We start from the raw sequence: 22532 nt of genomic DNA, 5'->3' as shown, positions 1-22532 counted from the left end.
TTTAATCAAAAAAATACGCAGGTTACTTTATTTGGCTATTGCTCAGCAGATCACATACCCAACCAGCACGACGCTCTCGCTCCAAGATTTCAGTCCTGCAACGAGTTAACAGAGTCCAAGTAAACAAAGCATAGAATCCCAGCACCATGAGCAATAATGGCACCCACATTTCGGCAGGCATCGCTGGCTTTTCCGTCAGAGTAAATGAAGCGGGTTGATGCAGCGTATTCCACCAGTCAACGGAGTACTTGATGATCGGCAGATTGATCACTCCCACAATTGCAAGAATCGCACTGGCCTTTGCGGCCATCTGACGATCACCAATAGCTGAATTGAGCGCAATAACCCCAAGGTAGAGAAACAACAAGATCAGCATAGATGTTAAGCGGGCATCCCATACCCACCAAGCGCCCCAGGTCGGCTTCCCCCAAATTGCCCCCGTCACCAGAGCCAGAAACGCATAAGAGGCGCCAATAGGTGCAGCGCATTTAGCCACTACCTCTGCTACCTTCATTTTCCAAATCAGACCGATGGCCCCTGCTATTGCCATCAACAGATAGACAGACTGCGCCAGGAATGCTGAGGGCACATGAAGATAGATAATGCGAAAGCTATTGCCTTGCTGATAGTCTGCCGGTGCAAATAAAAGTGCCCAGACCAAGCCAATAGTCAGCAACAATGCGGCCGAGCCACCCAGCCACGGCAACCATTTTCCACTCAGCTCATAGAACCAACGAGGTGAACCCAGTTGATAGAACCATTGAGGCATTTTTTGCTTTTTTAATGCTTTTGCGTTCGCCACGACCTTAACCATTGATACTAATCCGCAGTGCAGCTGCTGTTGCTATGGGCGCCAAGGGTAACGCCAGCGCGAGAAATGCTCCTAATATAGCAAGCTGACCAGTAGCCTCCATCCCCTGCAATGAGGCAGTTACAGCCCCACTCCCAAAGATCAGGATGGGAATATAAAGAGGCAAAACCAGCAAAACCAGCAAAACCCCTCCTCTACGCAGCCCAACCACCAAGGCGGCACCAATCGCGCCAATAAGACAAAGACTAGGCGTACCGATAAGCAGACTCAGACACAGCACCTCATAACTACCTACAGGAAGAGACAGCATCAACGCAAGCAGAGGCGCCAACAGCGTTAATGGCAGGCCGGTCAGCAGCCAATACGACAAAACCTTGGCACTAATCAGCAAAGCAATAGGCTGACTGCCAACAATAATTTGCTCCAGAGAGCCATCCTCAAAGTCACTCCGAAATAGTCCATCCATCCCCAGAAGCGTCGCAAGTAATGCTGCTACCCAGACAATACCGGGGGCAATCTTCCCCAACAATGCAGGCTCAGGGCTAACAGCCAGAGGGAAGAGGCAAACTACCAGCAGAAAAAAAACCAGCGGATTGAGCCAGTCAAATATGCGTCGAGCAGCTAGCCTCAACTCACGATACATCGTCATCCGCCAGGGACTGTCAGCAATCATAGGCGAGGTCGTTAGCACATTACGATCAGTTGATGACATAGCTACCGTTACCACGCAGAGATAACGTTCGGCGGCACATGGACTCAGGGAGCACATGGTGAGTGGTCAGTATGACACAACCTCCACGGCTTGCATGACGCTGCATCTGGCTTTCCAACATGCCTACCCCTTGCCGGTCAATGGCTGTAAAAGGCTCATCGAGAAGCCAGAAAGTTGCGCAACTCATATACAAACGAGCAAGACTTACTCTACGGTTCTGCCCTGCTGAAAGTTGATGACATGGGACATCCTCATATCCTTCCAGAGCGACTGACTTCAATGCAGAGGGAATCAACGTACTATCAAGATGTGTATGTATGGCGGCCAGCCACTGAAGGTTTTCAAGGGGAGTAAGTGAAGGATTGATTCCCGTGCAGTGGCCAAGGTACAGCATAGCTTTATTGTATGCGGAGCGGTCCTCGGCAATATCCTCTCCTTGCCAATACACCCCCCCTTCAGAAGACTGAAGCAAGCCAGACAAGATTCTGATCAAGCTCGTCTTTCCAGCCCCATTTGGCCCATCAATCTGAAGTATCTCGCCGGATTGCAACGAAAAGCTGAGGTTGTGGAAAATATCATGATCATCTCGCTCACAGCTCAAGCCAACAACTTGCAACATAGGGGATGACACTGGCAAAGACTCCTAAAACGCTCATGATCATTGAGTCAGACAAACATATATACCAGAAATACTCAGAAGGCCTTTCAAGCCCTATACAGACCCACTCCGCCAACTCGTTGCCAAAAGTCACAATTAAGCTTTGCGAAATGTTGGCGAAGTATATAGAAATAAATAAACATCGTCCTGACTTGGCACAATAGAGAGGACAATCTGTGGCCACCAGCATCCCGCCCTCTTCGTTGGCTGCCGTGAATTACCTTCAAACAGCGACGAACACCAGCTCTACTGGTTCTCGTAACCTGTCTATTGGCTCGTATGTTCAGGCACAGGTCCTGAGCTCTTCCACAGATAACAATTCAATGCCCCAAGGCTACAAGGCCACAGTGGTAGTCGCAGGCCAGACCTATCAGGCACTATCTTCATCACCTCTTACACCCGGACAACAAGTTACCCTCAGGGTTCTCACACCAACGTTGCTTCAGGCTGTCCCTACCACGTCACCCGAACAACAGCTTCTACAAACCCAGCTAAAAAGCTATCTACCTCAGCAACTGAATCTAAGTCAGCTGCAGCCGCTACTACAAAATCTCGCATTAACCCCCACGGCACTGGCGGTAAACCCCAACCTGACACAAACACTTGCCAGCTTACGCCAAGCCTTTCCCAGCAAGGAAGATTTGAAACAGGCAGACACACTTCGACAAGCCGTGCAAAACAGTGGCTTTTTTACAGAAAAGCGCTTGATTCAAGGCAAAGATGTTTCAAGTGATCAGAAAGTCTTACTGTGGCAGGCGATGGCAGACTTACCAGCAGATCACCCAATGCACAAAGCCCTGGAAGGCCGTCTGGCTCGCATACAAGTAATGCAGCTCAGCAATCTTCAACAGGACACACAGCATGTTGAACTAGCCGTCAACAGTAACTACCAGTCGCTTGAACCCGTCAATCTGGCGATCAAACGTGATGCTCCGGAAAAGCGCCACTCATCAGAGAATGATGACAACACTACCTGGCAAATTGAAATGGACTTTGAAGTATCGACGGGAGAAACCATCTACATGAAGCTTCAGTGGCAACAGCAGTTGAGCATCCAGCTCTGGCTACCGGATAATGCGTGGATGCAGGATCTGGACGCGAACAGCCAGCAAGAGTTAATCAGTATTTTGGGCAGCAAAGGCGTATCAGTTGCGAACTATTCACAGATGCTCGGCAAACCCGTTTCGAACTCGGCACCAGAGCAGTGTCTGAAAGGCATGTCGCTAATCGATGAGCGGGCCTGAATTTATAACCAAGGGTGGAGATGTCACGTACTGGGTGTTGATATGAAAAAGAAACTGGCCGCTGCACTTGAATATGACCCCAGCAAAGGCAAGGCACCTCAGGTTACCGCGGTCGGTAGCGGCTTTATTGCTGAGCAGATTATTGCGCTGGCCAAGGAGGCTAACGTCCCATTACATGAAGATGCACATCTTGCTGCCATGCTCAGCCAGATGGACCCTGGCGATGAGATACCGGAACAGCTCTATGTGGCTATAGCAGAGATTCTGGCATTCCTTTTCCGGCTCAAAGAAAAACGTCAGCACCACAACAAGAAAATCGACCAGCTAATACGTCGGTAAATCAACGACTTTTCACTCGCTTTCGTGCATCACTGCGCACCTCACGATGCAAAAGTGCGATCAACTCAGCTTCAGGTCGACCTATATTGCAACTAGCCATGATATCGTCAACAGAGGCTCCCATTTCCATGAGCTTGGTTGCTTGACTAATAGCTGCACCACCACTCTCACGCCCTTCCAAGCGCTGCTGTTTTTCCATAGTGCTATAAAGGCGTTTTTCGACATCCACCAGACGTTGACCCACACCGATAGTACTATGGCTCATGATGTCCACCTCACTGCGCAAAAGACTCATGAGTGCCTGAAATTGCTTTCGTTGCTGAACCAGCCGAAAGCATGCCCAAGATGCGAGCATAAGAGATACAAGTGACAACCCGCCGATGATGAACAATACGGGCCAAATATCGGAGGCAAGCCAACCTGAGTCCAAAGGAACTGTCCTTAATCTAAGCCGAAGGATAAATGTAAATATCTAGTGGAGATAATATCCAAGCTACCGGCAGTATATTCGCCCTTCCCTTGAAGAGAGAAGGGCGAATAGCAACACTCTCGGGCAATTTACATTGCCAAGAACAGGGACAAGCGTTACAGGTTAATAATCTCAGCCCACTCGTCTTCAGTCATCAATTTATCCAGCTCAACCAAAATCAATAGACGGTCATTCTTGTGACAGACTCCATGGATGAACTTGGCACTCTCTTCATTGCCCAGGTTGGGTGGGCTTTCAATCTCGGATTGGCTTAAATAAACCACTTCAGCAACAGCGTCGACTAAAATACCAACCACCTGATGATTCACTTCAATGATGATGATACGAGAGTTATCCGTTATTTCTGCAGGGACCAGGCCAAAGCGCTGACGTGTGTCGATGACAGTAACGACATTACCTCGAAGATTGATGATCCCCAGTACATATGCAGGTGCACCAGGGACAGGGGCAATGTCGGTATATCGTAATACTTCCTGCACCTGCATTACGTTGACACCGTACACCTCTTTATCAAGGCGAAACGTGACCCATTGCAGCACCGTATCATTGCCAATTTTGGAGTTATTGCTTGCCATACTGAATCCTCTTTCGCATTCCACAATGAAATACGTCGCTTGGCCTACGCCTCGCTACAAACCTTAATTCTCATCTCAACTTATGGATCAGAAATTAAAAACTGCTGATAAGAAAAGTGACTTATTTGCACAGAAACTGGACAACCAGAGATTTACCTCTTTGCCAGTTTGGGCTGGTAATTCTTGTCGTCTGCATTAAGCATCTTGCTCATGGTTCCCACATCCATGATGGCACACATATGATCAATAACGGTGCCTGCTAACCATGGACGCTTACTGCGCTCTGATCTCCAGCGCACCTCCTGCTCACCCAGTGTGATAGCTTCAGCCACATCATGGCAACCAAGCCCCCAGTCAGAACCCTCGATCAGAATCACGTACTTCATGCTCTTGCGCTGCTCTTCATCATAACGATCAGGCATGACCCAAAGCGCAGTATCGACTACCCGAATCATTCGACCACCATGTGCAGGCAACAAACCCATAAACCATTTGGCCTGACCAAAAAGCGGCGTTAAGCCCTTTTCAGGAATAGTCAGAACCCCACCCAGCTCAATCAAAGGCACTGCCAGTTTGAGTCCACTAACATTGAATAATAGGCATTCAAAGCGGTTTACTGCCCACCCAGGCTTGCCTAACTCAGGAGGAAGATTCTGACCACCATCAACTGAAGACTCTTCCTTCAGAATCACTTGCGTTTCCGCAATAACAGGCTGCTCAGCTGGGACTCTATCCTCTGGAGCAGCAGGCTGCTCTTCCACCTGATCATTGACAGGCTCTTGAACACCAGCAAGCACAACTTCACCTACAATGACATCAGGCGTTGCATCCAATACAGGATCATCGCCTTCCGTCGAATACTCTGGCACCTCACTAAGCAGCGACTCAAGATAAGACTCAAGCGCCTGTCTTGGCTCTGCAAAGCTTGACTGCGCATTGCGCCGCTTCATGATGTAACTCCTGCTGATGTCTCCACTTCCTGGCTCAGCAAGCTTTTTAGCAGCATACTATAAGCTCTTACTCCGCGAGAGCCGGAATCCACTGCAGAAGGCACTATCCCTGACGAGCTGGCATTACGGAATTTTGTGTCAACAGGCACAACAGCATTGGTAACCTGATCAGGAAAACTTGTTCGAATCAATCTGAGGCTTTGTACTGAGGCCTGAGTCCGACGATCATAAAACGTAGGCAGAATACTAAAAGGCAATGGTCGCTTACGCGACTTGTTCACCAATAGCAACGTACGCAGCATTCTTTCCAAACCTTTGATCGCGAGATATTCAGTTTGCACTGGTACAATCAAACGCTCGCAGGCTGCCATGGCATTAACCATAAGCACGCCCAAGACAGGAGGGCTATCAAGAATTACGTAGTCAAAATCATCCCACAATGTTGCCAGAGCCTTGGATACAACAAGCCCCATCCCTTCCTGCGCAGTAGCCTGCCGCTCCAACGTCGCCATTGCAGTTGAAGCGCCAATCAAACGGATATTCCGATGGCTCGTATCCAACAGCAACTGTGTGGCGAGTCCTTCATCCAGCAGAGCGCTTGACTTAAACAGATCATAAACACTGCCGCCTATCTGGTCAGGATCATAACGGAAGTAGCTGGTCAGTGAGCCATGTGGATCCAGATCAACCACCAGCACAGACTTCCCCATGTCCCCCAGTAACCCAGCCAGGGTAACTACAGAGGTCGTTTTACCCACTCCGCCTTTCTGGTTTGCCACTGCCCATACGCGCATAGCCTCTCCTTACTCAGCCTTTCACAGCTTTGGACAGACGCACACCAATCTCATCAAGATCAACAATCTCGTCTGCTAATCCAGCCTTTACTATGGCCATGGGCATACCATAGATAACGCAGCTTTGTTCGCTTTGAGCCCAGATGTCACTGCCAGACTGTTTCAACATACGAGCCCCTTCTCTCCCATCCGCGCCCATTCCAGTAAGTACAAGAGCCAATACCTTACCCGGATAATGTTTGGCAGCAGAGCCAAAGGTTACATCAACACAAGGTTTATAATTTAGCCGCTCATCACCGGGCAGAATGCGCACTCGACCTGTGCCGCGATGCTCAACCATCATTTGCTTTCCACCAGGTGCAAGTAGAGCAAGACCGGGCCGCAGTTCATCGCCATCCTCTGCCTCTTTAACCTGAATCTTGCACAACTGGTTGAGACGTTCAGCAAACGCCTTGGTAAAGGCAGCTGGCATATGTTGAATCAACACAATGGGGGACGGAAAGTCTGCGGGTAATCTGGTCAGGACTTCTTGCAGCGCCACTGGCCCGCCTGTAGATGTACCAATAGCCACCAACTGGTAACGTTTAGCGACAACAGAGGCTGAAGGTCTGGCCGGTATGGCCTGCTGAGGAGCTGATGGTGCGACATTGGTTGAATGCAATGTACTGCGAGCAGACTCTTCTGTACGCGTACTCCTGAAGCTAGGCACAGCTGGTACCGTACGGAGTTCAGGAGTAGTCACTGCACTTTTCAGGGTGACTCTGCGACTCTTAGCCACTGCATACAATTTGTCACGCAGGCTAGACTCCATAGCCTGACGATTACGCGAAAGGTCCTCAAAGTTCTTTGGCATATAGTCCACTGCACCAGCCTCCAGAGCTTGCAGTGTTATGCGTGCGCCTTCATACGTCATGGATGAAAACATTAATACTGGCGTAGGACGGCGCCGCATGATTTCATTTACCGCGGATATACCGTCCAATGTTGGCATTTCATAGTCCATAGTAATGACGTCAGGACGTAGCTCTAGCGTCTTGTCTATTGCCGCTCTTCCATTTTCGGCTGTTCCGATCACCTTAAAACGAGGATCGGCTTCAAGAATTTCGGTCAATCGACGACGAAAAAACGCTGAGTCATCTACCACCAATACGGTGATGGGCATTAGTTAGCTCCTCAACCCCAGATACTTAACGAGATGCGTAGTGTTTAAGCATGCTGGGTATATCCAAAATCAAAGCGATACGTCCATCACCAGTAATGGTTGCCCCTGAGATGCCTGGCGTGCCATGAAGCATTCTTCCCAGAGGCTTAATAACCACCTCCTCCTGGCCAACCAACTGGTCTACGACAAAACCAACTCGCTGAGTACCTACGGTCACAATCACAACGTGACCACTCTTAGATCCTTTCTCATCTCTAGAACGTGCAACCAACCAGCGATGTAGATAGAACAGCGACAATGGCTTCTCTCTGACGACTACCACTTCCTGACCATCGACTACGTTAGTCTTGTTAAGATCAAGATTGAAGATCTCATTCACGTTAACCAGTGGCAACGCAAATGCCTGATCATCCAGCATAATCATCAAAGTAGGCATAATGGCGAGTGTCAAAGGAACCTTAATCTCAATGCGCGACCCTTTGCCCTTCACCGAGCGAACGTTAAGAGAACCGTTCAACTGAGTAATTTTTGTTTTAACCACATCCATGCCGACACCACGACCTGAGACATCTGATATCTCGGTCTTAGTAGAAAAGCCGGGGGCAAATATAAGATTAAAGCACTCAGTATCACTGAGACGTTCTGCAGCATCAGCATCAAGAACGCCCTTCTCAACCGCTTTCTTACGCAACTTGTCAGGGTCCATACCTGCGCCATCATCTTCGATGGAAAGCAGAATATGGTCACCCTCTTGCTGCGCAGAAAGTACTACTTTACCGATACGACCTTTACCTGCCTGCTCTCGTTCCTCTGGGCTTTCAATGCCATGATCCACCGCATTGCGCACCAAGTGAACGAGTGGATCAGCCAATGCTTCGACAAGGTTTTTATCAAGATCTGTCTCTTCGCCAATCAGCTCAAGATTAACTTCTTTCCTCAGCGTACGGGCAAGATCCCTAACCACCCTGGGGAAGCGACCGAATACTTTCTTGATAGGCTGCATCCGCGTCTTCATCACGGAGGTCTGAAGGTCTCCCGTGACGACATCCAGACTGGCAACCGCCTTAACCAATTCATCATCAGCGTGCTTCGACCCCAAACGCACCAGGCGATTTCGCACCAATACCAGTTCGCCCACCATATTCATGATGTCATCAAGGCGTTTGGTATCAACACGAACAGTAGTCTCTGCAGCTGGAGCTGCTGAGCCAGCCTTATCTGCAACCGCAGAGCGCACAGGGGCTGATCCAGCCTTATCCTCAGAGATTTCTACTAGAGCTTTGTCAGGTTCAGTCTTTGCACGCACAACCGGCTTAGGAGCTACGGGTTTATTTTCAACTGCAGGCTTAACAGTTTCAGCCTTGACCACAGAGGCTGGCTTGGTAGGCTCAACTTTCTGCGCAGATACAGGCTTTTTCACTTCAGGAGGCGGTGCGCTATCAGGATGACCAATGGAAGCAGGTGATCCATCAGACTCACCAAAGTGCGCAAAGGCCCCCTTGTGTTGAGACTGCAATTCGTCCATTAAGCGCTCAAACTCGTCATCAGAGATCAGGTCTTCCTCACCTGATGCTTTGACAGAGCTCCGACCACTGGACACGGATGACTCTGACTCCACTTGGGCATCATCAGAGACCTCTGGAGATCCGGTATGCTTACCCTGGCCATGCAATTGGTCTAGGAGTGCTTCGAACTCAGCATCAGTGATGTCACCATTTGGATCCAGATCGTCAACCCTTGAGCTATTCGAATCCGAACTGCCAACAGGTCCCTTTCCAGCACCATGTAACTCATCAAGCAAGCTCTCAAACTCATCCTCAGTGATATTGTCATCACCAGACGAGTTAACAGTCTCCGAACTATCGTCAGGTAAGTCATCTGACGTTATGGCTTGCAGCAGATTTTCAAAATCATCATCGGTAATGTCACCGCCAACACTGGCTCTTTCAACCTCTTCGTCAGCCTCTGCCAACTCTTCTTCCAGAGAGCGCAAAGGTTCTGATTCTGCGGCTTTGCGTTCCGCCTCTGAGGTTGGCTCAGCAAGTCTTCCTAGAGCCAACAGCAACTCAGGATCGGCAGGCTCAGGCTCAAGACCAGAGCGCACCTGCTCAAACATTGCGTTGACAGTATCCAGTGCCTGAAGGACTACATCCATGAGCTCAGAAGAAACATGCCGCTTTCCAGTACGCAACACATCAAATACGTTTTCCGCGACATGGCAACAATCAACCAAAGAGGTCAGCTGAAGAAATCCAGCCCCCCCTTTTACAGTATGAAATCCACGAAAAATTGCATTCAACAGATCCTTGTCGTCTGGACGCTGCTCAAGATCCACCAGCTGCTCAGACAACAATTCCAGAATTTCTCCTGCCTCAACAAGAAAGTCCTGGAGGATCTCTTCATCCACTTCTAAGCTCATCCGGTTACTCCTCAGAATCCCAGGCTGGACAACAGGTCATCGACTTCGTCTTGGCCAGACACTACGTCCTGGCTTCCTGTAGGAAGTTGTGGCCCTTCGCCGATTATTTTTTGCTCTTCTGTTTTCTGATCCTGTGGCTCGAAGTCATGGGTAATTCCAGAGATGAAATCCACCTTTCCTGCCATACGCACCATCTGCACCAGATTTCGCTCAACTTCCGTAACGAGCGATATCACCCGGCGTATAAGCTGTCCAGTCAGATCCTGATAACCTTGGGCCATTAGAATTTCGGTTAGGTTGGTATTAAGAGATTTGGAGCCAGACTCGACTTGCTTGAGGAACTCAGAGGTTCGTTTGAATAATTCACGGAATGCCTTGGCATCCATTTCACGCTTAACGAGGCGTTCCCAGTCTTCTCTCAATAGCTCGGCCTGGCTGCCTAGCTTTTCAGCTACGGGCATACTCTCGTCCACCATATCCATGGTGCGATTAGCCGCTGTACCTGTAAGTTCAATAACATAATTCAAACGCTCGGAAGCATCTGTGATGTTTTGAACATCTTCTGAATGGGCAATCAGAACATTGTGCTCAAAGTCAGAATGAAAGGCCTTAATTGACTCATGCAAAGCACGAGTTAACTTACCGACTTCTCTAAACAAAGCCTCATTCCGAGCCTCGCTGAGTCGATGAATAACTCGAATAGCGCCACTGAAATCACCAGACTCCAGTTGCCCCATTATCTCCTCAGCCCCCCGTATCAGGGTCTGCTCAAACTCTTGCAGATCCGTTTTCTCTTGTCCTGACATACAGGGTTACCTTAGTTACGAAGTGGCTTCTATACGTTCAAAGATTTTCTCAATCTTTTCTTTAAGAACCGCAGCGGTAAACGGCTTAACCACATATCCGTTAACACCAGCTTGTGCAGCAGCGATAATCTGCTCGCGTTTAGCTTCAGCGGTTACCATTAGGACAGGTAAACGAGCCAGCTTAGGATCCGCACGAACTGCCTTTAGCAGATCGATACCTGACATGCCAGGCATGTTCCAGTCGGTGACGAGGAAATCAATGTTTCCACTTTTCAGTATCGGCAATGCCGTACTTCCGTCATCCGCCTCTACCGTGTTGGTAAAGCCAAGATCACGCAGCAGATTCTTGATAATTCGCCTCATCGTCGAAAAGTCATCAACGATAAGAATTTTCATGTTTTTATCCAAGGCAACCTCCGTCATGCCTCAACGGCTGAGCCCAAAGCTCTTATAAAAATTAGTTTAACTTCAAATCTTTACAAGGTGAGTTTTATACCTGAAGCTGCCAACCTGACAACTTTGCGCGCAATCGCATAGCTGCCTGACTATGAATTTGACAAACTCTGGACTCACTAACACCCAGGACTGCACCAATCTCTTTTAAGTTCAGCTCTTCATCGTAGTACAACGAAAGCACCAAGCGCTCACGTTCAGGTAGTAACTCAATTGCTTTCGCTAGCGCACCAGCAAAAGCTTCTTTCTGGTGTTGGTCCTCTGGTGATGCATGATCACCAGCAATCTGAACCCCAGGCCCGTCATCCTCCTGATCTGTAAGCTCTTCATAACTGAACAGCCGTGTTGAGGCGCTATCCTGCAGCATACTGTAGTACTCATCCAGAGATACTCCCAGCTCTGCAGCCACTTCATAATCCTTGGCATCTCGGCCATGCATCGCTTCAATCTGCTGAATGACTTCACTAATGCGGCGCGCATTTCGATGCACTGAGCGCGGCGACCAATCACCTTTTCGCACCTCATCAATGATAGCCCCCCGAATTCTGATACCTGCATAAGTCTCGAAACTCGCCCCCTTACTTGCATCATACTTCCGGGACGCCTCTATCAAACCAATCATCCCAGCCTGGATCAGGTCTTCCACCGATACACATGAAGGCAAGCGCGCCAGCAAATGGTGAGCAATACGTTTTACCAAGGGGGCATAACGACTCACAAGATCGTGGCTTGATGACGGATACAACTGGTTATACATGCTCTTCCTTATAACCGCCCCGAACGAATAACTATCTTGTTACTTCTACAAATACCATTGACTAAAATTCTAAAATCAACCTGCCCTACCGTAAGTCCTGGCAGGCTCCAAACTCACAGCAGCTGGCATCAGATTATCAATAGCATGTACTGCTCTGCTTACCAACTGACCTGGCTTGGCGAGAGCCAAATCATCAGGCACCCTCTGCCCATCTGTAATGTAGGCTATTTTAAGGGCATGTTCGATAACAACGCTTAATGCCTCACCGAGATTAACCGCCTCGTCTAGCTTAGTCAGAATACCTGCATCGATTCCCAATGGGCGATAAGACTGATATGCCGATCTCAGCACCTGTACCTGGCTGGTGCAAGGCAAAACCAACAGTTTGCGCAATTTAATGCTAACCTGGCTTAATTGGTGAAGTTGCTTGTCTCTATGCACATCCTGGGTGCTCATCCCGGCAGTATCCACTAAAACCAGATTTTTATCCCGGAGTGAGCGTAATGTTTCATTCAAAGAATGACGCTCATCAACCACGCGTACTGGCACGTCTAATATATGCCCGAAAACACGTAACTGCTCATGAGCAGCGACGCGATAGCAATCCGTTGTCACTAGCGCCAACCCGGCACTACCGTGTTTCAAGACATATCGAGTTGCCAGCTTGCCAATTGTTGTGGTTTTGCCGCTGCCTGTAGGCCCAACCAAGGCAAACATCCCCCCACCCTCGACAGGATCGGCATCGAACGTCGATACTGCAGCTGCCAAGCGCTGCAGAACCTGACGCCATGCCTGTTTTGGCTCCAAACCACTATCCAAAGCATGTATTAACTGTCTCGATAGCGGCACACTCAAACCCATCTTATGTAAACGAGTTTGAATCTGTATCTGCAGTGGCTTACTGCGTTCCGTAAAACTGGTACTTGTAGTGGCCTGTTGAGTATTTTTCAGCTGTTGTTCAAGCATACCTTTCAGCTGTTCAATCTCACCGCGCATTGAGTTAATTACACGACTATCATCCTGCCTTCTTGCCTCAACTTGGTGGGAGTTTGGCAGCTCCGACTCAACATGCCGCTCTTGATTCACAGCCCTGGCAGAAGCAAGCTCCTTTAGCGGCCGCACCTCTTGCGAGAAAGCATCCACATATTCGGATGAAGATTGCTGAGCCTGCCCCTTGTGCGCAACAGAACCGTATTCACGAACCGCATTTTCACTTCTTCGCGACTGTCGCTCCTGCTCCAGACGCCGCAACAACTCAGCTACAGACTCCTTATCCAAGCCTGGTGTCGTGCTATTTTTTGTTGGGATCGGCTCATGAATCCTACCTTGCTGAGCGTCTCTCACCTGCTGAAAGCGTTGAGACAATGGGGAAGAGGAAGCTCCAGCAGCCGGCTTTGGAGGTTGCGTCCGACCGTGCGATAACGGCGAAGTACTTGCCCGTTCATCCTTGATGGGATCTGTTGCCCGTGTCTGAGGCAAAGGAGCCGACTTTACTGGTGGCTCATAATCAATGGCCACCATGATTTCAACACCACCAGCCACCCTTTTATTGGACAAAATAACAGCGTCCGGACCGACTTCTTGCCGGACCAGACGCATTGCTTGTCTCATATCAGGCGCGAAGTAGCGCTTTATCTTCAACTTCGCCTCCTGTGTAAGTGCCCAATCGGGTGTTGACTCATATAGTTAGCAACAGACCTAAACAGAGAATTCTCTAAAGAGGGTTAACCGCCCACAGTTGCAACAATAGTGATCTGTTTATTTTCCGGTATTTCCTGATATGACAGCACATGAATAGTATGGCTGCCATAACGTACAAACTTAGCCATCAAATTACGTAAAGGTGCAGCAACGAGCAATACCGCAGGACGCCCTGCCACCTCTTGATTCTGCGCTGACTGCTGCAGTGAGGATTGCAGGCGCTCAGCCATCCCGGGCTCAAGTATAAGGCCATCCTCATGATTTTGCTGACTTTGCTGATAAGACTTAAGCAAAATCTGCTCCAGCTTTGGCTCCAAAGTCATAACTGGAAGTTCAGCTTGAGTACCATTTATGTTCTGAATGATGAGTCGGGACAGCGCAATTCTGACGGCAGCCGTCAATTGCTGCGGATCCTTACTTCTTCCTGCCAACTCAGTGAGTGCCTCAGCGATAGTACGAATATCTCTGATGGGCACCTGCTCTCTCAGTAAATTTTGTAATACTTTCAATACAATACTAACTGATAGTAACCCAGGCACCAAGGATTCGACCAGTTTTGGCGCGCTTTTCGCAAGGTTATCAAGCAAATGCTGAACTTCCTCATGACCGATCAATTCAGCGGCATGCTCTTGCATTACTTGGTTGAGATGAGTGGCAATAACTGTCGCAGGATCAACTACTGTGTATCCCAGAGTTTGCGCATGGTCCTTCTGCGTGGGGTCAATCCAGACAGCGCTCAATCCAAACGCTGGATCACGAGTTTCAATACCTCTCAATGACCCAAATACCTGACCCGGATTGATAGCCATTTCCTTGTCAGGATAAATTTCTGCCTCACCTATTGTGACCCCCATCAGCACTATGCGATAGCCGCCTGGCATCAGGTCAAGGTTGTCACGAATGTGCACAGAGGGCACCAGAAAACCCAAGTCCTGTGACAGTTTTTTCCGCACCCCCTTTATACGCGTCAGCAGCTGACCTCCCTGACTCTTGTCGACAAGAGGTATCAAACGATAGCCAACTTCCAGCCCGATCATATCCACAGGACCCACATCGTCCCAACTGAGTTCCTTCTGTTCCGGAGCTTGAACTGGTGCCTTGGGCTTCTCTTTCTCCAACAACGACTTCGCTTCTTTTTCCTTACTCTTCTTGTCAATCAGGTATGCACCACCGGCAGCAGCAGCAGCCAACCCCAAAAAAGACACATGAGGCATGCCAGGAATACTCCCCATGATGAACATGATGGCCGCCGTGATCCCCATCGCTTTAGGGGAAGCAAACATCTGGGATGTGATTTGCGTACCGACATCTTCGGCAGCACTGACACGAGTAACAATGACTGCAGCAGCGGTAGACAGCATCAGAGAAGGTATCTGCGCAACCAATCCGTCACCAATGGTTAATAACGTATAGATCTGAACCGCATCACCAAAAGCCAGTCCATGCTGCAGCATACCTATCAGTAAGCCGCCAATAATGTTAATGAACAGGATCAAGATGCCAGCGACAGCATCACCACGAACAAACTTGCTGGCACCGTCCATGGATCCGTAAAACTCTGCTTCCTGAGTAATCTCTTTACGGCGCGTCTGGGCTTGCTCTTGATTAATCAAACCAGCATTCAAGTCAGCGTCGATTGCCATTTGCTTGCCTGGCATCGCATCAAGAACAAAGCGGGCACTTACTTCCGATATGCGGCCTGCACCCTTGGTAACTACAACAAAGTTGATGATCATCAAGATGGCAAAAACCACCAGACCAACAACATAGTTACCACCAATTACCACCTCACCAAAAGCAGCAATAACTTTACCAGCAGCATCACCGCCATCATGGCCATAGAGCAATACGACTCGGGTAGACGCGACGTTTAGTGCAAGCCGCAGCAGTGTCGCCACCAGCAGAACGGTAGGAAATACTCCGAAGTCAAGCGGTCGCAGGATGTAGACAGATATAAGAAGAATGACTAGGGACAGAGCAATGTTGAATGTAAAGAACACATCCAACAGGAAGGGCGGCATAGGCAATGTCATCATGCCCAGCATAACCAGGAGGACAACAGGAACCCCTAGACTCCCTTGCCCCAGACCCCGAAGAGTAGATAGAACTTGTGCGCGATTAATAGCCATCAACAATCTAAGCCACAGAAATGCAGTGTTAGCATACGCAATTATGCCCCTGCCGCAACACTGCTGCCGACCGGGATAGTAAAACACAGATGGCTAACAATGGACTTCCATGGTTGCTGCAAAGTAGCCCCGCAATAATGCAGCCAAAACATCAGTCGTGCCTAAGCTCCGAGGGAATGTCAAACTGCGTAGGCTCAACAGGCTTTGGCCCCTGGCGTCTTTTCCAGGCTTTAAGGTGGGTTACATAGGCTAGTACCTGTGCCACTGCCATATACAGCCCAGATGGAATTTCCTGATCAATTTCAGTGTTGTAGTAAACAGATCGTGCTAGTGCTGGCGCCGAAATGATAGGTACCTTGTGCGCATCCGCAATCTCTCTGATCTTGGCAGCTACCAGCTCCTCCCCTTTTGCAACCAGGACTGGAGCTTTGTGGCCCGCATACTGCAAAGCGACTGCATAATGAGTAGGGTTAGTGATCACTACATCCGCCTTTGGCACATTAGACATCATACGGCGAAATGTCATTTCTCTTTGCAAGCGGCGGATACGCCCCTTGATTTCGGGATTACCCTCCGCATTTTTCATTTCTTCCTTGACCTCTTGCTTGGTCATCTTGAGCTTTTGCATGTACTGATATTGTTGATATGGAACATCAATCAGCGTAATCAGCACCAATGAGCATGCAAGCCAGATAAATCCCCACAGCAATAGCTCTAATCCATTCGCCATGCTCGTCATAATATCCTGCCGAGCCATCAGCATCAGCCGATCCTGATCAGAGCGAATCATATAGATGGCCATGCCAGCCACAACAGCAAACTTGGCAAAGGACTTAACCAGCTCCACCAGGGAGTTGATGGAAAACATGCGCTTGATACCAGCCAGAGGATTCAGCTTGCTCAACTTGGGCTGCAAGGCCTCCAGGGTAAAATTCCACCCTCCCATGAGCACACTGGCAGCAATAGCGACAAAAGCCAGCCCTATCAACAACCCCATAATGGACATCAGTGCTTCTTTTACCGTGACCTCCAGATGAGCAAACATCATCATGGGATCACTGGAAGCTGCTTTATCAATCGACAGATTGAAGCGCATCAACTGAATAAAAACTTCAACAATACGCTGGCCGAAAAACAGCATGAAACAGCCGCAGATAACAAGCAGTACAGTAGTACTCAGCTCCCTTGATCGGGGAACGTCACCCTTTTCCCGTGCCTGTTCAAGGCGCTTCGCCGTTGGTTGTTCGGTCTTTTCCTGATCTGAATCAGACATCACGGAGCTCCAAACAGCGACTTCGTCAGATCAAAGATATCCAACATAAAGTTTTGCTGCTGCCAGACCATATCAGAAAGCCCAACCCAGAAAATAAACAGGCCAAACATAAGCAGAAATGCAAAACCTACAGCAAAAATGTTCAGCTGAGGCGCCGCTTTGGTAATAATTCCCAGAGATAAATTCACTAGCAGTAGCGCTATCACCCCTGGCAGAGCCAATGACAGCGCACTCGATACCAACCAGGTCCCAGCATCTGCCAGCATCCAATAGGAATCCACTGCAGGCCACTGCCCAACGGGCAACCAAATAAAGCTATTCGCCAGTAGCTGCAGCAGCGTTAAATGCCCATTCATCAACAGAAACAGGACAGTACTTAACAACATATAAAACTGCCCCAACGCCACTACAGATAGCCCATTGACAGGATCGTTCACAGAAGCAAACCCGAGCCCCATCTGCATAGCCAGGATTTGCCCAGCTGTAGTGAACACTTGAAATAATATCTGCACAGAAAAACCGATCATTATCCCGATCAGTGTCTGCGCTCCCACCTGAAGCCAGGTCGCCAGACTAAGCCCATCCGGAGTTGGACCCGCTGGCAAGATGGGCGCCAGTAAGGCAGCCAGCCCCATAGCAAGAAAAACACGAACTGTAGCAGGAATGGATTGAGTACCGAAGATGGGCGCTGCAGCCATAAAGCCAGCAACACGAAATAGCGGCCAGAGGTAACCGTACATCCAGCCCGTCAGAGTAGGTACATCCAACTGGAACATACTAGCCGATCAGCAAAGGGATATTAACAAACAGCGAGTTGAACATGTCCATGATTTTTTCAACAATCCAGGGACCAGTCCACATAATGGCACCTATAGTCACCAGCAAACGCGGCAAGAAGCTGAGAGTCTGCTCGTTGATCTGGGTAGCAGCTTGAAATATTGACACGATCAATCCCACGACAAGACTAGGCAAGACAATCACTGACACCAGCACGATGATCAACATGAAACCTTGCCGATACATATCAAGAGCCGCTTCAGGCGTCATGGCGACCTCACATCCCGTAACTTGCTGCCAGTGTCCCCATGATCATACTCCAGCCATCAACCAGCACGAAAAGCATCAGTTTGAATGGCAGAGAGACGATGACTGGTGACAGCATCATCATACCCATCGCCATCAATACGCTCGCTACTACCAGATCAATTACCAGAAACGGGATAAAGATCATAAAGCCTATCTGAAATGCCGTTTTCAGTTCACTTGTCACAAAAGCAGGCACCAAAACATTAAATGGCACCATTGCAGGAGAATCGACCTTTTCCTTGCCCGCAAGATGCATGAACATGGCCAGATCAGCTTGACGCGTTTGCTCAATCATGAACTTGTGCAATGGCTTACCCGCTTCATCGATCGCAGTGCGAGCATCCATCTTCTCACTTAGATAAGGCTGAACCGCGTTAGCATTAATTTGATCGAATACCGGGGACATGATGAAGAACGTCAGAAACAGAGCCAGACCTATCATAACCTGATTGGATGGCGCCTGCTGCAGCCCAAGAGCCTGACGCAATATTGAAAAGACAATGATGATTCTGGTAAACGACGTCATCATCATGACGAACGCTGGCAAGAAGGTCAGCGCTGTCATTGCCAGCAGAATCTGCATCGTAACCGTCAGATTCTGAGATCCGTTTGGTCCCGGCGTGATTTGAATAGCTGGAATACCGGGCTCTGCAGCCAATAGTATTGCAGGCATCAACCCTAACAAAAGCAGAAAGACCCTGAGCGTTACCTTGAACGTCATTTACGTTCCTTTTGGTATCTGGTCAGCGCCTGGGACAGTTTATTGGCAAACATGTCTTCCTTGAGAACAGGTTCAGCGTATCTTGCGAGCTGATTGATACCATTCGCAGTAACACCAAGCAAAAACTGCTCTTCCCCAACCTGAACCAGAAGTAGACGCTCTTTCTGGCCAAGATGCAGGGCAGCAATAACACGCCAGTCTTTTCTGCCTGCAAGCCCACCATTCTGCCAACGGCGCATTAACCAGACCACGCCCCACATACAGAGCAGGACCACGACCAGACCTGTAACAACATTTAAGGCAGATGCTGATGGCGAAAAGTCAACATGAGAAAGTGGGACCTGCGTCTCAGCAGCTCGCACTGAGTTAATACTGGCCAACAGCAGGAATACCGTAATGAGCCTATTCATCGCAGCTTTTTGATTCGCTCTGACGGGCTGATGACATCGGTCAGACGAATACCGAAACGCTCGTTGACCACAACGACTTCACCATGAGCAATCAGAGTACCATTTACCAGTACATCCAAAGGCTCTCCTGCCATGCGATCCAGTTCAACTACAGACCCCTGATTCAACTGCAGAAGGTTTCGAATGGAGATTTCGGTATGCCCAACCTCCATTGAGATGGTTACCGGAATATCGAGAATGACGTCCAGGTTAGGCCTTTCCAGATCTACTCTACGCCCCTCATCACGTAATTCATCGAGCTCGACACGCTGAGCATCATCGTTTTCCTGCTCAGCCATTGCAGCAGCCCAGTCATCTGCCGCATCAGAGGTCTGTTCAGAAAGCGCTGCGGCCCATTCATCAGCCATAGCCTCTTCGTCTTTTGGGGTATTTTCGTTACTCATAGATTGTTACAGCTCAGATACCTGATTCTTAAGCCCCTAAACAGCGCGGCACATCTCTATATCACCTTGTCTGGAGCTCTCTTCAACTTGCAAGACGCTAACGAGGTAACTTGAATTGCTCTTTTACCTTGAAAGCCAAGTTTTGCCTACTGACTCCCAGACGCCCTTTGAATATAGGAATATTGTTTGCGGTCAAAGTTAACACCTCTGGAACATCTACAGGAATTACGTCACCTGGCTCCATTTCAAGTATGTCACGAAGCGTGACCTGTCGACGCGCAACAACAGAATTCAACAGCACCTTCGCGTCCATGATCTCACTTTGCAGAGCTTTCACCCAGCGTTCATCCTTTTCATCCACGTCACTCTGCACCCCGGAATCGAGGATATCCCGCACAGGCTCCAGCATTGCATAAGGGATAGTGATATGAAGATCCCCACCACCACCATCTAATTCGATATGAAAGGTATTGACAACAACCACTTCACTTGGACTGACAATATTCGCCATTGCAGGGTTAACTTCAGAGTTTACGTACTCGAACTCGAGCTTGAGCACCGGCGCCCAGGCCTCGTGTAAATCCCGAAAGACCAACTCAAGTACTTTCTGAACTATACGAGTCTCGGTAGGTGTAAACTCGCGTCCTTCAATCTTGGCATGCCGACCATCACCACCAAAAAAGTTATCCACCAGCTTGAAAACCAGCTTGGCGTCGAGAATGAACAGACCAGTTCCACGCAAAGGGCGGCATTTCACCAAGTTCAAACTCGTCGGAACATACAGAGTGTGCACATACTCGCCAAATTTCAGGATCTGAATCCCCCCAACGGAGACATCAGCACTTCTTCGTAGCAGGTTAAATAAACTGATTCGGGTGTAGCGAGCAAAACGTTCGTTGATCATTTCCAGAGTCGGCATACGCCCGCGAACAATACGATCCTGGCTAGTAAGATCGTAATTCCGAGCACCATCTACCTCTACATCACCCTCGGTTTCGACATCACCATCGTCGACACCATGCAATAGTGCATCAATTTCATCCTGAGACAGTAGATCCTGCATCCTAGATGACTCCTACTGCATAACCAAGTTGGTGAATAAAATGGCTTCTACATCTGACTTCCCTGTTTCCTTGGTGATGATTTCTTTCACAGCTTCTAAGGCTTTCTGCTGCAAAGCCAATTTGCCTTCGTTAGTCTGGAGATCAGTGAAATCAGCAGAGCTAAAAATAAAGTTCAACCGATCACAGATAAGTGGCATGTGCAGGCTCAAAGCATCCACAATTGCCTGATCACGTGTTTTGGCCTCAACGAAGAGCTGCATGAAACGCTGACGACCGTTCGAGTCCGTCAGAGAGACCACAAAAGAGGGTTTGTCACCAGGCATTCGGATCTTGACATAAAGCGCTCTCACCTTAACGGGCTTGGCCGGCTCAGCTGCCGTCTCTTCTGCTGGAGGTTTGGAGGCAAAAAGAAAGTAATACGCAGCTCCACCACCGCCACCCAATAGCAACAACGCCAGAACAATGATAATGATGAGCTTCTTTTTACTCTTGGGCTTGGCTTCGTCCTGCTGTTCTTGATCCGCCATGATGTTCTCTCGGAATAATAGCGACATCCGCTGTATGTGAGATACAGCGGATCATGTATGACTCGTGGAAAAATACCTTAAGAGCGACCAGAACACCAATCTGGTGAGTTTTTCACGCTACACAACCGCACTATGCATAATAATCAACCAACCTGTCGGTCGATACGGCAGTTGATTCGGTTACGGGGACGATGACATCCCCATCCCCTTCCGCCAGCTCATCCCTATAGCCTGGCGACGTTTTTGGCTGATACGACTGCTCCTGAGATTGGCCGGAATTATCCCTCACATCTACAGAACCCAAGTTCAATCCCTGCTCCGCAAATCCATCTTTCAAGCGCTGGATGTGGCTTTCCAGCGCATCCCGAACTTGAGGAGAGGTACTTTGGAAGACAATACTGGCCTGATCATGCTGTATATGAATACGAACTTGCAGTGAACCCATGTCCTGCTGGTCCAAACGCAGGTCAGCCGTCTGTACACCCTGCTGATTCAGCACCTGTAACTGACGATTCAGTTGAGTAGCCCACTGCTCGGTATCAGGCTTACCCGTCAAAACCCCAGAACCGGCGGCTGGGTTCTGGGATGCCGTTGTCAATGCGGACTTAAAGTCCTGCACTTGCGCCTTATCAAGAGCTGCTGCTCCAGTAGCGCTGGGATCCAGTCCATCAGAAGACGAGTTACCAGCACCTTTACCCTGATGAGAACCTTCGTGCGCTCCACTAGAGTCTGTTCCGGAATCCGTCACGGTGCTTGAATCACCGGCAGCGGTAAGGGCCGAATTCGCTGCTGGCATTGGCTGCCGCTCATTACCGCTCTCTATACCAGCGGCTTTTGTACCTGTGCTCTGAAGCAAAGTACTACTTGACGCCTGGAGATCATCAGCAACTACAGCACCGTCAACCTCAGCACTCGCTCCTGGCAGTTGAGTTGGATTAGTAACATTTGCCTTAGCCACCTCCGCTCCGACCAGCTGTACACCGGTGCTTTGCGGATTTTGCGGATTTT

Annotated in this window: 25 protein-coding genes; 2 read left to right on the top strand and 23 right to left on the bottom strand. The window is 49.1% G+C overall.

Annotation, left to right across the window (positions count from 1 at the left end; all coding sequences use genetic code 11):
- Nucleotides 1-22 precede the first annotated feature (22 nt).
- From WH50_RS21510 to ccmA, 3 genes are read right to left on the bottom strand one after another with little or no spacing between them, the layout of a single operon-like run.
- Nucleotides 23-814 (bottom strand): heme ABC transporter permease, encoded by a 792-nt coding sequence (locus WH50_RS21510; RefSeq protein ID WP_279305955.1) that lies wholly within the window; start codon nucleotides 812-814, stop codon nucleotides 23-25.
- The gene (gene ccmB / locus WH50_RS21505; RefSeq protein WP_243410216.1) at nucleotides 807-1484 is read right to left on the bottom strand and encodes a heme exporter protein CcmB; all 678 of its coding nucleotides are present in this window, start codon (nucleotides 1482-1484) and stop codon (nucleotides 807-809) included. The genes WH50_RS21510 and ccmB overlap by 8 nt, the downstream gene beginning before the upstream one ends.
- 25 nt (nucleotides 1485-1509) lie before the next feature.
- On the bottom strand, nucleotides 1510-2142 hold the full coding sequence (gene ccmA, locus WH50_RS21500; RefSeq protein ID WP_207780422.1) for a cytochrome c biogenesis heme-transporting ATPase CcmA: 633 nt from the start codon (nucleotides 2140-2142) through the stop codon (nucleotides 1510-1512).
- Between the two features lie 215 nt (nucleotides 2143-2357).
- Here ccmA and WH50_RS26180 point away from each other — a divergent pair, with 215 nt between their 5' ends.
- Together WH50_RS26180 and WH50_RS21490 are read left to right on the top strand one after the other, a co-directional pair.
- On the top strand, nucleotides 2358-3425 hold the full coding sequence (locus tag WH50_RS26180; protein ID WP_133251398.1) for a hypothetical protein: 1068 nt from the start codon (nucleotides 2358-2360) through the stop codon (nucleotides 3423-3425).
- Between the two features lie 42 nt (nucleotides 3426-3467).
- On the top strand, nucleotides 3468-3764 hold the full coding sequence (locus WH50_RS21490) for an EscU/YscU/HrcU family type III secretion system export apparatus switch protein (protein ID WP_207780421.1): 297 nt from the start codon (nucleotides 3468-3470) through the stop codon (nucleotides 3762-3764).
- 1 nt (nucleotide 3765) lies between these two features.
- Here the strand turns inward: WH50_RS21490 and WH50_RS26420 are convergent, their stop codons facing one another.
- The 20 genes from WH50_RS26420 to WH50_RS21390 all read right to left on the bottom strand — a co-directional run.
- The gene (locus tag WH50_RS26420; RefSeq protein ID WP_165838509.1) at nucleotides 3766-4029 is read right to left on the bottom strand and encodes a DUF2802 domain-containing protein; all 264 of its coding nucleotides are present in this window, start codon (nucleotides 4027-4029) and stop codon (nucleotides 3766-3768) included.
- A 320-nt stretch (nucleotides 4030-4349) separates the two neighbouring features.
- Nucleotides 4350-4829, bottom strand: a complete 480-nt coding sequence (locus tag WH50_RS21480; RefSeq protein WP_110189283.1) for a chemotaxis protein CheW — start codon at nucleotides 4827-4829, stop codon at nucleotides 4350-4352.
- Between the two features lie 152 nt (nucleotides 4830-4981).
- The gene (locus WH50_RS21475; protein WP_110189282.1) at nucleotides 4982-5779 is read right to left on the bottom strand and encodes a chemotaxis protein CheW; all 798 of its coding nucleotides are present in this window, start codon (nucleotides 5777-5779) and stop codon (nucleotides 4982-4984) included.
- On the bottom strand, nucleotides 5776-6573 hold the full coding sequence (locus tag WH50_RS21470; RefSeq protein WP_110189281.1) for a ParA family protein: 798 nt from the start codon (nucleotides 6571-6573) through the stop codon (nucleotides 5776-5778). The genes WH50_RS21475 and WH50_RS21470 overlap by 4 nt, the downstream gene beginning before the upstream one ends.
- 13 nt (nucleotides 6574-6586) lie before the next feature.
- The gene (locus tag WH50_RS21465) at nucleotides 6587-7735 is read right to left on the bottom strand and encodes a protein-glutamate methylesterase/protein-glutamine glutaminase (RefSeq protein WP_110189280.1); all 1149 of its coding nucleotides are present in this window, start codon (nucleotides 7733-7735) and stop codon (nucleotides 6587-6589) included.
- 25 nt (nucleotides 7736-7760) lie between these two features.
- Nucleotides 7761-10154 carry a chemotaxis protein CheA gene (locus WH50_RS21460; RefSeq protein WP_110189279.1) on the bottom strand — a complete coding sequence of 798 codons (2394 nt, stop codon included), beginning with the start codon at nucleotides 10152-10154 and terminating at the stop codon, nucleotides 7761-7763.
- A gap of 11 nt (nucleotides 10155-10165) precedes the next feature.
- The gene (locus tag WH50_RS21455; protein WP_104152445.1) at nucleotides 10166-10960 is read right to left on the bottom strand and encodes a protein phosphatase CheZ; all 795 of its coding nucleotides are present in this window, start codon (nucleotides 10958-10960) and stop codon (nucleotides 10166-10168) included.
- A 15-nt stretch (nucleotides 10961-10975) separates the two neighbouring features.
- A complete protein-coding gene (cheY, locus tag WH50_RS21450; protein WP_207780425.1) occupies nucleotides 10976-11356 on the bottom strand; it encodes a chemotaxis response regulator CheY in 381 nt (126 codons plus the stop codon).
- 94 nt (nucleotides 11357-11450) lie between these two features.
- Entirely contained in the window at nucleotides 11451-12170 is a 720-nt protein-coding gene (locus WH50_RS21445) for an RNA polymerase sigma factor FliA (RefSeq protein WP_104152446.1), read from the bottom strand.
- A 75-nt stretch (nucleotides 12171-12245) separates the two neighbouring features.
- Nucleotides 12246-13811: a flagellar biosynthesis GTPase FlhF gene (gene flhF / locus WH50_RS21440; RefSeq protein ID WP_110189278.1), complete on the bottom strand. Its 1566-nt coding sequence runs from the start codon at nucleotides 13809-13811 to the stop codon at nucleotides 12246-12248.
- 83 nt (nucleotides 13812-13894) lie between these two features.
- A complete protein-coding gene (gene flhA / locus WH50_RS21435; RefSeq protein ID WP_207780420.1) occupies nucleotides 13895-16000 on the bottom strand; it encodes a flagellar biosynthesis protein FlhA in 2106 nt (701 codons plus the stop codon).
- Between the two features lie 151 nt (nucleotides 16001-16151).
- The gene (gene flhB, locus WH50_RS21430; RefSeq protein WP_110189277.1) at nucleotides 16152-17273 is read right to left on the bottom strand and encodes a flagellar biosynthesis protein FlhB; all 1122 of its coding nucleotides are present in this window, start codon (nucleotides 17271-17273) and stop codon (nucleotides 16152-16154) included.
- Nucleotides 17273-18049 (bottom strand): flagellar biosynthetic protein FliR, encoded by a 777-nt coding sequence (gene fliR / locus WH50_RS21425; protein ID WP_110189276.1) that lies wholly within the window; start codon nucleotides 18047-18049, stop codon nucleotides 17273-17275. Before fliR ends, flhB begins: the two co-directional genes overlap by 1 nt.
- A gap of 1 nt (nucleotide 18050) precedes the next feature.
- A complete protein-coding gene (fliQ, locus tag WH50_RS21420) occupies nucleotides 18051-18320 on the bottom strand; it encodes a flagellar biosynthesis protein FliQ (RefSeq protein WP_104152450.1) in 270 nt (89 codons plus the stop codon).
- 7 nt (nucleotides 18321-18327) lie between these two features.
- A complete protein-coding gene (gene fliP / locus WH50_RS21415; RefSeq protein ID WP_110189275.1) occupies nucleotides 18328-19080 on the bottom strand; it encodes a flagellar type III secretion system pore protein FliP in 753 nt (250 codons plus the stop codon).
- Nucleotides 19077-19490 carry a flagellar biosynthetic protein FliO gene (fliO, locus tag WH50_RS21410; protein ID WP_110189274.1) on the bottom strand — a complete coding sequence of 138 codons (414 nt, stop codon included), beginning with the start codon at nucleotides 19488-19490 and terminating at the stop codon, nucleotides 19077-19079. Before fliO ends, fliP begins: the two co-directional genes overlap by 4 nt.
- Complete coding sequence (gene fliN / locus WH50_RS21405; protein WP_104152452.1) at nucleotides 19487-19933, bottom strand: flagellar motor switch protein FliN; 447 nt, start codon at nucleotides 19931-19933, stop codon at nucleotides 19487-19489. The genes fliO and fliN overlap by 4 nt, the downstream gene beginning before the upstream one ends.
- Nucleotides 19934-20030: 97 nt before the next feature.
- A complete protein-coding gene (gene fliM, locus WH50_RS21400) occupies nucleotides 20031-20996 on the bottom strand; it encodes a flagellar motor switch protein FliM (RefSeq protein WP_104152453.1) in 966 nt (321 codons plus the stop codon).
- Between the two features lie 12 nt (nucleotides 20997-21008).
- Nucleotides 21009-21524 (bottom strand): flagellar basal body-associated FliL family protein, encoded by a 516-nt coding sequence (locus tag WH50_RS21395; protein WP_110189273.1) that lies wholly within the window; start codon nucleotides 21522-21524, stop codon nucleotides 21009-21011.
- 130 nt (nucleotides 21525-21654) lie between these two features.
- Nucleotides 21655-22532, bottom strand: an 878-nt coding sequence (locus WH50_RS21390; RefSeq protein ID WP_133251397.1) for a flagellar hook-length control protein FliK, incomplete at its 5' end; no start/stop codon positions are given.

It is taken from the genome of Pokkaliibacter plantistimulans (assembly GCF_003194385.1).
GTDB lineage: Bacteria > Pseudomonadota > Gammaproteobacteria > Pseudomonadales > Balneatricaceae > Pokkaliibacter > Pokkaliibacter plantistimulans.
The sequence above is the reverse complement of the archived record's forward strand: the minus strand, read 5'-3'. Positions and strand labels throughout refer to the sequence as shown.

Excerpts from the sequence above, each read along its gene's own strand:
- WH50_RS21510 (WP_279305955.1), bottom strand. The coding sequence starts at position 814 with ATGGTTAAGGTCGTGGCGAACGCAAAAGCATTAAAAAAGCAAAAAATG.
- ccmB (WP_243410216.1), bottom strand. The coding sequence starts at position 1,484 with ATGATTGCTGACAGTCCCTGGCGGATGACGATGTATCGTGAGTTGAGG.
- ccmA (WP_207780422.1), bottom strand. The coding sequence starts at position 2,142 with ATGTTGCAAGTTGTTGGCTTGAGCTGTGAGCGAGATGATCATGATATT.
- WH50_RS21490 (WP_207780421.1), top strand. The coding sequence starts at position 3,468 with ATGAAAAAGAAACTGGCCGCTGCACTTGAATATGACCCCAGCAAAGGC.
- WH50_RS26420 (WP_165838509.1), bottom strand. The coding sequence starts at position 4,029 with ATGAGCCATAGTACTATCGGTGTGGGTCAACGTCTGGTGGATGTCGAA.
- WH50_RS21480 (WP_110189283.1), bottom strand. The coding sequence starts at position 4,829 with ATGGCAAGCAATAACTCCAAAATTGGCAATGATACGGTGCTGCAATGG.
- WH50_RS21475 (WP_110189282.1), bottom strand. The coding sequence starts at position 5,779 with ATGAAGCGGCGCAATGCGCAGTCAAGCTTTGCAGAGCCAAGACAGGCG.
- WH50_RS21470 (WP_110189281.1), bottom strand. The coding sequence starts at position 6,573 with ATGCGCGTATGGGCAGTGGCAAACCAGAAAGGCGGAGTGGGTAAAACG.
- WH50_RS21465 (WP_110189280.1), bottom strand. The coding sequence starts at position 7,735 with ATGCCCATCACCGTATTGGTGGTAGATGACTCAGCGTTTTTTCGTCGT.
- WH50_RS21460 (WP_110189279.1), bottom strand. The coding sequence starts at position 10,154 with ATGAGCTTAGAAGTGGATGAAGAGATCCTCCAGGACTTTCTTGTTGAG.
- WH50_RS21455 (WP_104152445.1), bottom strand. The coding sequence starts at position 10,960 with ATGTCAGGACAAGAGAAAACGGATCTGCAAGAGTTTGAGCAGACCCTG.
- cheY (WP_207780425.1), bottom strand. The coding sequence starts at position 11,356 with ATGAAAATTCTTATCGTTGATGACTTTTCGACGATGAGGCGAATTATC.
- WH50_RS21445 (WP_104152446.1), bottom strand. The coding sequence starts at position 12,170 with ATGTATAACCAGTTGTATCCGTCATCAAGCCACGATCTTGTGAGTCGT.
- flhA (WP_207780420.1), bottom strand. The coding sequence starts at position 16,000 with ATGGCTATTAATCGCGCACAAGTTCTATCTACTCTTCGGGGTCTGGGG.
- flhB (WP_110189277.1), bottom strand. The coding sequence starts at position 17,273 with ATGTCTGATTCAGATCAGGAAAAGACCGAACAACCAACGGCGAAGCGC.
- fliR (WP_110189276.1), bottom strand. The coding sequence starts at position 18,049 with ATGTTCCAGTTGGATGTACCTACTCTGACGGGCTGGATGTACGGTTAC.
- fliQ (WP_104152450.1), bottom strand. The coding sequence starts at position 18,320 with ATGACGCCTGAAGCGGCTCTTGATATGTATCGGCAAGGTTTCATGTTG.
- fliP (WP_110189275.1), bottom strand. The coding sequence starts at position 19,080 with ATGACGTTCAAGGTAACGCTCAGGGTCTTTCTGCTTTTGTTAGGGTTG.
- fliO (WP_110189274.1), bottom strand. The coding sequence starts at position 19,490 with ATGAATAGGCTCATTACGGTATTCCTGCTGTTGGCCAGTATTAACTCA.
- fliN (WP_104152452.1), bottom strand. The coding sequence starts at position 19,933 with ATGAGTAACGAAAATACCCCAAAAGACGAAGAGGCTATGGCTGATGAA.
- fliM (WP_104152453.1), bottom strand. The coding sequence starts at position 20,996 with ATGCAGGATCTACTGTCTCAGGATGAAATTGATGCACTATTGCATGGT.
- WH50_RS21395 (WP_110189273.1), bottom strand. The coding sequence starts at position 21,524 with ATGGCGGATCAAGAACAGCAGGACGAAGCCAAGCCCAAGAGTAAAAAG.